We start from the raw sequence: 11,064 nt of genomic DNA on the forward strand, positions 1-11,064 counted from the left end.
GTGTTTCTTGTCTCACAACGCTCCGCCTCTTGTGTGTTTCTTGTTGTTGCGGTTGTTCCGTTTTGTCTTTGATTTTGTTTTTTGGTTGAAGTTTGTTTTGTAGTGGTTGATCATTGGACTATTTGGTATCGGCTGCCGCTCTTATATTGTTCGACCAAGAATCACCCAGCCCTCTTACATGCTTGAACAATTGCGTAGTTTTCATCACCGAGATTCTCGATTTTTCTTGCTCTCTCGGCGAGTCACCATCGGAGGACTGCGGATCGACTTGCATGAGCGCTTAAAGCGTAGCGCGCGAATGCACTTCGATTCGCTGAGCTTGCTCAAAGTTGAAAGCACAGTGTGCTTTCAACGCAAGCGAAGACGTGAGCGCGCTGTAACGCGCGAGCGATACATCTCTTTCGCTGCGAAAAATCTCGAATCTCCACCACATTTGGCGTAATCTACATAACCCTGTAGCGAGTGGAGTGTTGTTTGATAAAATGCTTGGTATGAGTCTATTTGAAGGCAGCAAGATTAGTGATGGCAGCGACGACAGTGATAATAGCCAAATTAGCGGCATTGGTGAAAATATCAAAAATAGTCAAAATTCTCAAAGCAGCGAGGCTAATCAAGATATTTCTAAGCTCGATCCGCTGATGAATCGTCCTAGAATATCAACAATAGCTTTGTGTGCGCTGTGTGCTGTTCTTTTTGCATCTTTTGCATCAATCATGTGGATTCTAGCCGTTAGAACCGCAATAGGTCAGTCGTATGAAGAAATGGTGATTAGTACTTTTGGATATAGTGCCATTCCGTCGTGGCTGTCTGTTGTACTAACTCCGCTTAGAAGTTCCATACTCGTTATAGTCTTATCTGCCTTGATTTGCGCTGCGGCAGCAATAATATCAATCATAAGAAAACGCTGGTGGCTGATTGCGCAATGCGCTGTAATACTAGTTTTATCTCTAGCTGCAGAGCCTCTAAAACGTGTGCTTCCGCGTCCGATCCTAGTAAATGTAGCAACGCTTGCAAAAAATTCCGCTCCGTCTGGTCACATGCTACTAATGGCGGCTGCGTGCGCGCTGCTTGTTTGCGCTGTAAGTCGCGCTTTTAGAGCATGGGTTGCACTTGGCTCAGCAATAATCACATTTCTGCTTGCCATAGCTCTTTTGGGAGGCAGATGGCACAGGCCGGCAGACGTTATGATATCCGTGCTCATAGTTGGTGCTGTAACATCAACAGTGTTGATTTTTACAAGATCATCTGGAATGGACGTGCCAGGTTCAAGAAGATCATCTATAAGCGTGCAAATCGTTGGAAGCGCAATGATCACAATGGGAATAATCTGCCTAACTTACTGTTCGTACATGATTTACCAGATTATGCCAGGAATAGATTTAGGTGCAAAATGGGCTATAGGGGTATCGCACTCTTGTGCATATTGGGCTGTAGCAGGAGTGTGTAGCTTGACTTTCGGCGTTTTGATGGTTCTTAGACAATCCAGTGCAGCTCCTTTAAGTAGGCTAGGATTAGTTGGTGCTCCGCCTACTCCTCCTTCAAAAAGCGAAGTTCCAAAACGTCAAGATGAGGACGATTTATTGTTAAGATTATCGTCTAATTGAATAAAAAATAAGTAAAGTGGTATATATAGGAGTATATGCTGATATTTCGCAAAGTTTGATTTTGTTGATTTTGTTGAATATGAAACGCGTATTGCGTTAGAGTTTGCGTGGATTGAGTAGTAAAAGCGCGGAATATGCATACAAAATGCATCTGTACGAAAGGAGAGCGTATGACAGAGCAGAACAAGCTTGTCATTGTGGAGTCTCCCACTAAAGCGCGTAAAATAGGCGGATATCTTGGAAACGGATACACTGTTATGGCATCCGTGGGTCATATTCGTGATTTAGCACAGCCAAGTCAGGTGCCAGCTGCTAAAAAGGCAGAATTTGGCAAGTTTGGCGTAGATGTAAACAATGGTTTTGAGCCATACTATGTTGTTGGCGCGGATAAAAAGAAAACAGTTTCGGATTTAAAGGCTGCGCTCGCAAAGTCGGGCGAATTGTTCCTCGCAACTGATGAGGACCGCGAAGGAGAAGCGATTGCGTGGCATCTTGTGCAAGCACTTAAGCCAAAAGTGCCAGTAAAGCGCATGGTGTTTCACGAGATTACAAAAGATGCGATTCAAGCTTCGCTTGCTAACACGCGAAACGTTGACGACCATATGGTTGATGCGCAAGAAACACGCCGCGTGTTGGATAGATTGTACGGCTACGAGCTTTCGCCAGTTTTGTGGCGTAAAGTGGGACCGGGTCTTTCTGCTGGGCGAGTGCAATCTGTTGCAACGCGTTTGATTGTTGAGCGCGAGCGCGAGCGAATGGCGTTTAAAAAGGCGAGCTATTGGGATGTTTGTGCGGATTTGAGCGCAAATGGCGTTGATTTTCAGGCGCGAATGATGGCTCTAAATGGAGAGCGTTTGGCTGCTTCTAAAGATTTTAATTCGCTTGGCGAGCTTCAAAAAACTAAGGGCGAATCTGCTTTAGCGCACTATTTGAATGAGGCAGATTCTTGTTCGATTGCACAGAGTCTTGGCGCGGCTGATTTTGTTGTGAGCTCAATGGACACTAAGCCGTATCGCCGCCGCCCATTGCCTCCGTTTACAACTTCTACTCTTCAACAGACTGCTGGAAACCGCTTGTCGATGAGCTCTCGCCAAACTATGCGCGCGGCTCAATCTTTGTACGAAAACGGTTACATAACCTACATGCGTACTGATTCTGTAACGCTTTCTAAAGAGGCGATTTTTGCGGCGCGAGATTGCGTTAAGTCTAGTTTCGGAGACGAGTATTTAGCGGATTCTCCAAAACAGTATGCTACGACTTCTGCAGGCGCTCAGGAAGCGCACGAGTGTATTCGTCCTGCTGGATCTACGTTTAGAAATCCTGCGGATTTGGCTGGTGTTCTCCCTGCCGATCAGCTTAAACTTTATACGCTTATTTGGCAGCGCACTCTTGCTTCTCAAATGGCGGATGCTACTGGTTTTACAGCTACAGTTAAGCTAGATGCTTCGGCTGGCAGCTTTGGAACGGCTAATTTCCAAGCTTCTGGAACCGTGATTGAGTTTGCTGGATTTATGAAGGTGTTTGGCGGATTTAGCGAAGACGAGCAGTCTAAGGCTTTGCCGCCTATGGCTAATGGCGATGTTCTTAAAGCTTTGCGAGTTAGCGCGGATGGTCATGAAACTCAGCCGCCAGCTCGCTACACGGAAGCGTCTTTAGTTAAAACGCTTGAAGCTAAGGAGATTGGTAGGCCGTCTACTTACGCTAGCATTATTTCCACGATTATTGATCGCGGATACGTGTATGAGCGTGGGCGCGCGTTGATTCCAAGCTGGCTTGCTTTTGCTGTTATTAAGCTTTTGGAATCTAATTTCCCAACTTACGTTGACTATGCGTTTACGGCGGACATGGAAAATGGTTTGGACCGCATAGCACATGGCGAGGAAGCTGGTAAAGATTGGCTTTACAAGTTTTACTTTGGAGATAACGGGGCGGTTGCTGGCGACTTTGCAATGCATGAAGGTTTGCAAAAACAAGTTGATCAGCTTGGCGAGATTGACGCTCGAGAAATCAACACGATTGATATTGGCGGCGGATTGCACGTGCGCGTAGGTAGATACGGCCCGTATTTGGAAGATACGAAGAATCTAGACGAAGAGGGCAATGCGCGCAGAGCTTCGATTCCAAGTACTTTGGCTCCAGACGAGTTGACTGAGCAAGTTGCGCGAGATTTGATTGAGAACAACTCCGACGGTCCGCGCGTTTTGGGTACGGATCCGCAAACTGGCGGCAGCGTAGAAGTTAGGAACGGGCGTTTTGGAGCGTACGTTGCTCTTGTTGAAGCCTCGGATGAGGATGGGTCGCAAGCATCCGACGATTCTGCTAAAACTGGCGCAAAGTCTTCTTCAAAATCTAAAAAGTCTGCTAAAGCTAAGCCAAAAATGGCGTCTTTGTTTAAAACAATGGACCCTGCGACAATAACTTTGCAAGATGCTTTGCGACTTTTGAATTTGCCTCGATTGGTTGGCGTTGTGGAAGAAGTTGATGAGCAAGGCGAAGTGAAGCGCGCGAAGATTGAGGCGAATAATGGTCGATACGGACCTTATTTGACTAAGACTTACGAGCGCGCGGATGCTGGCGATTCGGCAGCGTCTGCGGATGCCAAGCCAGACAATCGTTCGCTTGCAAGCGAAGACGCGATTTTTAGTGTGACTTTAGACGAAGCCAAGGAGCTTTTTGCTCAACCGAAGTATGCAAAGCGCACTCGTGGAGCCGCAAAACCGCCGCTTAGGGAGCTTGGAGAAGATCCAGAAAGCGGCAAAGCAGTGGTAATTAAAGACGGCTTCTATGGAGCTTATATTACAGACGGCGTTACGAATCGCACGCTTCCAAAGCAGTACACGCCTGAGTCGATTGAGCCACAGGTTGCGTTTGAGCTTTTGGCGCAAAAGCGCGCGGCAGGGCCTGTAAAGCGCAAGAGAACTGCTGCAAAGAAGACGGCAACAAAGAAGACGGCAACAAAGAAGACGGCCGCTAAAAAGCCTGCTGCAAAAAAGAGCACAGCAAAAAAGTCCACGTCTAAAGGCGAGTAAACCTGGTAGAGGTATGCAAAAATGGCTATAGGTCTTAAAAACAGCGGGCTTAGCGGTTTAAACAAAGGTCTTTTTATATCTTTTGAAGGTATAGACGGCGTTGGGAAAACCACGCAAGTTGAGGCTTTGCGTGATTTTTTGCAAGCACGCGGACTTGAGGTTGTTGTAACGAGAGAGCCTGGCGGAACACCGTTGGGCGAACAGTTGCGCAACATTCTTCTACACGGCGGAGCGATTTCTGCGCGCACCGAGGCGCTTCTGTTTGCTGCGGATCGCGCTCAACATGCTGCGCAAATCATCATCCCAGCCTTGCGGCGCGGTGCGGTGGTTATAACGGACCGTTACATTGACTCATCGCTAGCGTATCAGTCTGGGGGGCGTGAGCTCACTATGCAAGACGTGCGCGATTTAAGCGAGTGGGCATCTAATTGCCTTTGGCCCAATCGCACGTATTTGCTAGATATGAGCGAGAAAGATGCTGCTGTGCGATTGCATGGGCAGGCGGATCGCATGGAAAGTGCAGGGCTTGATTTTGCGCGCCGCACGCGTGAAGCGTTCTTAGATCTTGCTAAACAAAATGCGCAAAGATTTTGCGTTTTAGACGCCACTTTGCCAGCTTGCGACTTATCTAAGTTGATTGCTAAAGACATGTGCGAGTTGATGGATAATGCTGGAATAGGTGACAAAAAATCGCCAGAAGCCCCAGAAAATCAAGGATTTTAGGATTTTAGGACTATAGGATTTTAGCAATGGACGTTTGGGAATCGGTAGTTGGTCAAGCGCAAGTTGTTGAACGCCTTAAAAAAGTAGCGCAAGGCGATTCAAGCAAAATCGCGCAATCATGGCTTATTTGCGGATCTACTGGATTCGGGTGTGCAAAAGTGGCAAGAGCGTTTGCAGCGGCATTGCAATCGAGTGGAAAAATCGCAAGCAACCGCGCCGCCGAAAACTCCGCCACTCAAATAAACACTCAAATAAACACAGATAAAATCGCAAGTGAAGTATTAGCTGGAACAAGCCCAGACGTAAACATTTTAAGCACGGACAAAGTTACAGTAAGCATTGACGAAGTGCGCGAACTCGTATCAATATCCGAGCAAATGCCAAGTGTTGCACCGTGGCGAATCATAATAATCGAAGACGTTGGGCGCATGCTTGAGAGAACAACAAACGTTTTGCTAAAAGAAATCGAAGAGCCAGCACCTCGCACAATATGGATTCTTTGCGCGGCAAGCGCGGCAGATGTTTTGCCAACAATTCGTTCCAGGTCTCAAATAGTGAATTTGGTGCAACCAAGCGACCAAGATGTGCAAGAATACGTGCAAAAATGCTCGAACGTTGATGCAAAAACAGCGGAGAGCGTTGCACGAATTGCGCAAGGAAACGTTGATTTGGCAATGCTTTATGCTACAAGCGAGCGTGCTAGAAGCGGGCGAGAAGAGCTTGTTGCTAGCGTTTTGCGCATTAGCAGCGCAATAGATGCGATTATGCTTGCGCAAACGCTAATCGAAGATGCTAAAGCGCAGGCAGAAGAAGAAGTGCAAAAATCTGTGGAAGAAGAGCAAAGCGAGTTTTTGCGCATAAATGGCATTAAGCCAACAGATAAAATTCCGCCTAAAATTCGTAGCGCATACAATGCGATTGGCAAAAAAGACGACGTTAAGCGCAAAGTGACTCGCGTAAGCAGAGATGTTCTAAACCGCGCAATAGATGCGATTTGCAGCGTGTACAGAGATGTGCTTGTTGTGCTAAACAATGCGCAATTACAAACGCCACTTGTGAATCAAGAATTTAAAGCAGAGATTATTCAGCTTTCTAAAAAAATTACAGCAGAGCGCGCGCTTAAATGCCTTGATGCGCTTTCGGTGGCTAAAAAGCGGCTTGCTGGCAATGGAAACGCAACGCTTGTTTTTGAAGCGCTTTTTTGCAAGCTGTAACGCGCTAGCGTCTTTGCTTGGTATTGTTGTATGAGGGCTGGGTGTTTCTACGTTCGCGCGGTCTAAGCGCGCGAACGTCTTCGCTTGCGTTGAAAGCACACCGTGCTTTCAACCTTAAGCAAGCTCAGCGCTCCGAATTACCTTTTCGCGCTACGCTCTAAGCGAAAAGGTAGGTCGTGTCGTTCGCGCAGATTAGCTGCGCTCACGTCTTCGCAGCGCAGAAGCAGTGCTTCTGCCTTGAGCTGCTCAGCGCGCCAAATTGCCTTCGCGCGCTACGCTTTAAGCGCTACGGCAGGTTGGCGCGCATAGTCACAGCGGTAGTAGATACTTAAATTATGAATATTTCTGCAGATTTCACCACTATTCCAGACAACTTTGCAAAAGCTGCGCCGGAAGAAAACAAGATTAACGGCGTTCCAGTCGTATCTTTTCCATTTTATGTAGACAAGTTGCCTGATTTTGTGCACTACTTGCATTGGCGATTTGTAGACGACGACGCTATACCAGTGTGCGGATTCCAGTGGATTCATTGGGTTGTAGCAAATGTTCCAGTGGAAGCGCTTATGTTTGACTTTAACGACTCGCGCGCTTTGCAAATTCCGCAAGACTTTTCTCGCACAATGCCAACCATGATTCCAGAAGTTGTACAAGGGCGAAACTCGCAAGCTAGCCGATTTGTGGGATGCACGGACCCTGCGATTACAATGCGCTACAATGGCCCGCAGCCGCCAGACAAGGATCACGACTACATGCTAGAAGTGTTCGGCACGCAAAAGCCTCTTGCAAATCTTAAAGAGGGCTTCTACCTTAACGAAATGATGAATGAAATCAGGCATTATGATTCGTATGTAGACGTTAACGGATTATATTTGCGAGGAAAAGCTTAGAGCTTAAGATTTAGAGCTTAGAGTATAGGATTTAGGCTTTAGGTTTAGGCTTTATATGACTTCGCGCTGGCAAATCGCAAGCAGCTTACGACTAGATGCGCGTGTGTAAAATAGTCAAAACTAAGCAAAACTAATCTAAACAAACAAAATTATCTAAAATAATCAAATAACCAAAATAATCAAAAATTAGAAAAATGAGGATGCAAATATGGCATGCACAACAATTTTAGTAGGACGCAAAGCGAGCTACGACGGATCCACGCTTATTGCGCGTAACGAAGACTCCGCAAATGGAGAGTTTAACCCAAAGCGCTTAGTAGTAGTTAAGCCACAAGACCAGCCTCGCGTTTATAAGTCCGTGCTTAGCCACGTAACAGTAGAGCTTCCAGATAATCCAATGCAATACACAAGCGTTCCAAACGCAGACTTGCGCGAAGGAATTTGGGGAGAAGCTGGCGTTAACGAAGCAAACGTGGCAATGAGCGCAACCGAAACGCTTACATCCAACGAGCGCGTGCTGGGCGCAGACCCAATGGTAGAACTTCAAAAAGCGCAAGGCAAAGAAGGTGACGCTGATTATAAGCCAGAAGTGCCTGGCGGAATTGGCGAAGAAGACTTCTTAACGCTTGTTTTGCCTTATATTCGTAGCGCTCGCGAAGGCGTTGAGCGTTTGGGCGCGTTGCTAGAAAAGTACGGCACTTACGAGATGAACGGCGTTGCGTTCTCGGATGTAAACGAGATTTGGTGGATGGAAACTGTTGGCGGACACCACTGGATTGCTAAGCGCGTTCCAGACGAGGCGTATGTTGTTATGCCAAACCAGCTTGGAATTGACGAGTTCGATTTGGAAGATGCTTTGGGAGACCAAGAAGAGCACATGTGCTCGGCTGATTTGCTTGAGTTTATTGAAGAAAACCACTTAGATTTGTCGGTAGAAAACGCTTCGCCATTTAATCCTCGAGATGCTTTCGGCTCTCATTCAGACGCTGATCATGTGTACAACACGCCGCGCGCGTGGTTTATGGAGCGTTTCTTGAATCCTTATGACGAAGTGTGGGATGGCAAAGACGCGGATCACAAGCCAGATAGCAACGATATTCCGTGGGCGCGTCAGCCTGAGCGCAAAGTGACGGTTGAAGACGTTAAGTACGTGCTTAGCTCGCACTATCAGGGAACTGAGTACGATCCTTACGACAAGCTTGGCGATGAGCATACTCGTCATCTTTTCCGTCCAATCGGCATCAATCGTCAAAGTCAGCTGGCTGTTATGCAAATCCGCCCTTACGTGCCAGAAGCGTTCCGCACAATTCAGTGGATGGCGTACGGCTCTAACCCATTTAATGCGCTTGTGCCGTTCTATCCAAATGTAAACGAAACTCCAAAGTATTTGGAAGATACGACTACTCGCGTAACAAGCGAAAACTTCTATTGGGAGAATCGCATTATTGCAGCTCTTGCGGATGCCGCATTTAACGACACTGCAAACGCGATTGAGCGTTACCAAGAAGTTGTCGGTTCCCTTGGTCACGCAATGGTTAAGTCTACGGATGCTGCTGCGGCAGATCTTCTTGGCGTTTCTTTGAAGGATTACGAACCAGAACGTGAAGGTAATGAAGGCGAAGATTACGATGATTTAGTTCGCGATCCTGAAGCAATTATTGCAGAGCTTCGTAACGACAAAGTGCGTGAAGCTTTGGCTGAAGCGAACGACGATATGGCAGCAAAGTTGAAGAAAGAAACAGATTCTTTGCTTGACACAGTGCTGTACATAACTAGCATGCGTATGAAGAATGGTTTTAATCGTTCCGATCACTGATCGCAAGCTGTTATAGACATTAGTGATAACGCGCATAGTTTTAATGTAATATTGTTATACCACGCCCATGCAATCGTATAGTATAAAAATTGTTCATTTACATTAGCTATGCGCGTTTACTATTGAGCGTTTATTGGGCATCTGTTATTGAACGTTTGTTATTGAACACTATTGGGCATCTACTAGGCTTTTTGCTTATGAAAGTGGGGAATATGAGCATTCTTGATTCGTTTACTACGCAATTTGGATTAGTTAAAAAAATAGACGCCTTCGGATTTATGGATTATTTAAAGAAGAATCCAAGTGAGCAAAAAAAGCACGGTAAAGTGCTACTCGTTACAGCTGATACTCCTCTTAAGGCTTCTAGAGGAGAAGGCAAAACAACTACCACTATTGCGCTGGTAGACGCGTTGCGCGAACGCGGGGTAGATGCGGCGGCTGTTTTGCGCCAGCCAAGCATGGGCATTACTGCAGCGGGTTCAAAAGGCGGCGCTAGCGGCGGCGGAAAGTCCTCACTTTCGCACCCTGAGCTAATCGATTGGGGATTGTGCGGAGAAATGGCTGCCATTGAATGTGCGCAGAATTTGCTTGTTTCTTTTGCAGAAAAAGCGATTGACGAGGGTATTTTAGACACGATTTTAGTGCCGCGCGTAAGTGAAGTACCTTCAAGATCTTTGCGTAGTATTGCTGTTGACTTTGGCAAGAGCACGGTTGCGGAGCGCGTTGTGTTAACGCCAACTTGTGAGCTTATGCAAATTGTAGTGCTTTCGAGAAGCATGGAAGAAATCGCAAATCGCGTTGCTGCCATGATTGCTGGCACAAAAGACGGGAATCCTGTTAAATTTGGCGATTTTGTTGACTTGTGGCGAATCACAAATATTCTTGCCGATGCTGTAAAGCCTGCAAAAACTGAGACGATTAATGGTTCTCCGATTTATGTTCATTGCGGGCCATTTGCCAACGTATCTCTTGGTATTCCAAGCCTTGTAAGCGTTGAAATGGCTTGTGCGTTGCACGATGTTGTTGTTGTGGAAGCAGGCTATGGCACGGATGCTGGTGCGCAAAAGTGGCTAGATATTGCTGCTCGCGAATTTGGCGCAAAGTGGCCTGCTGCTGCGGTTGTTGTTACTCGTGCAACTACTTGGCGAGATGACGAAACGCTTGCGTGGCGTTACCCGTTCCACGTTTCGCGCCTTGAGTCGCTTGATATTCCTACTTTCCCTCTGATTAATTTGTGGGAAGGGGAAGATGGACAAGTTCCAGATTTGCTTGAGCAAGCTAAGACTTTGGGATTCCGTAAGCCGATTGTTGGTAATCTTTTCCGAGATGGCGGAGATGGCTTGGCGGATCAGCTAGACGATTTTGTGTCTGTGATTACCGCTGATGCTGAAACGAAAGTTCCAGAAAGTAGGCGAGGAAAGTCGCTTCGCGAGCGCATTAATCTGCTTTGCTCCGAGGCGTATGGTGTGCCTGCTGAGCGCGTAATCGACAAAGCAGGTTTTGCTGATTCGTTGAAGGAAGCGCAGGATTTGTGCAATAAGGCTGGTGTTGATTTTGATAGCTTGGCTCTTGTTGCTGTAAAGTCGCCAGCAACCATGACTGATGACGATCACGCGCCTGAAGATTCTCGCACTGTAACTTTAAAGAAAGTAGAAGTTCACGCTGGAGCTGGGGTTGTTCAAGTCAACCTTACATCTTCACTAACAACGCCAATGCCAAAAATCGTGTGATTGCTTTTAAATATTACTTATTAATAACAAATAACAAATAACAAAACGTCGTCAACACATC

At 46.7% G+C, this 11,064-nt stretch carries 7 protein-coding genes; all 7 read left to right on the plus strand.

Annotation, left to right across the window (positions count from 1 at the left end; translation table 11 throughout):
* Positions 1-482: 482 nt before the first annotated feature.
* The 7 genes from GAVG_RS00675 to GAVG_RS00710 all read left to right on the plus strand — a co-directional run bounded on the left by GAVG_RS00675 (position 483) and on the right by GAVG_RS00710 (position 11,003).
* Positions 483-1,604, plus strand: a complete 1,122-nt coding sequence (locus GAVG_RS00675) for a PAP2 family phosphoesterase (protein ID WP_004113828.1) — start codon at positions 483-485, stop codon at positions 1,602-1,604.
* Positions 1,605-1,774: 170 nt separating this feature from the next.
* A complete protein-coding gene (gene topA / locus GAVG_RS00680) occupies positions 1,775-4,633 on the plus strand; it encodes a type I DNA topoisomerase (protein WP_009994256.1) in 2,859 nt (952 codons plus the stop codon).
* A gap of 21 nt (positions 4,634-4,654) precedes the next feature.
* Positions 4,655-5,356 (plus strand): dTMP kinase, encoded by a 702-nt coding sequence (tmk, locus tag GAVG_RS00685; RefSeq protein ID WP_004118180.1) that lies wholly within the window; start codon positions 4,655-4,657, stop codon positions 5,354-5,356.
* Between the two features lie 26 nt (positions 5,357-5,382).
* The gene (locus GAVG_RS00690; RefSeq protein ID WP_009994257.1) at positions 5,383-6,570 is read left to right on the plus strand and encodes a DNA polymerase III subunit delta'; all 1,188 of its coding nucleotides are present in this window, start codon (positions 5,383-5,385) and stop codon (positions 6,568-6,570) included.
* A gap of 335 nt (positions 6,571-6,905) precedes the next feature.
* Positions 6,906-7,457 carry a YbhB/YbcL family Raf kinase inhibitor-like protein gene (locus GAVG_RS00700; RefSeq protein ID WP_009994261.1) on the plus strand — a complete coding sequence of 184 codons (552 nt, stop codon included), beginning with the start codon at positions 6,906-6,908 and terminating at the stop codon, positions 7,455-7,457.
* A gap of 208 nt (positions 7,458-7,665) precedes the next feature.
* On the plus strand, positions 7,666-9,273 hold the full coding sequence (locus GAVG_RS00705) for a C69 family dipeptidase (protein WP_009994262.1): 1,608 nt from the start codon (positions 7,666-7,668) through the stop codon (positions 9,271-9,273).
* Positions 9,274-9,485: 212 nt separating this feature from the next.
* Positions 9,486-11,003 (plus strand): formate--tetrahydrofolate ligase, encoded by a 1,518-nt coding sequence (locus GAVG_RS00710; protein WP_004112767.1) that lies wholly within the window; start codon positions 9,486-9,488, stop codon positions 11,001-11,003.
* Positions 11,004-11,064: the final 61 nt, after the last annotated feature.

Source organism: Gardnerella vaginalis ATCC 14018 = JCM 11026, assembly GCF_001042655.1.
Lineage (GTDB): Bacteria > Actinomycetota > Actinomycetes > Actinomycetales > Bifidobacteriaceae > Bifidobacterium > Bifidobacterium vaginale.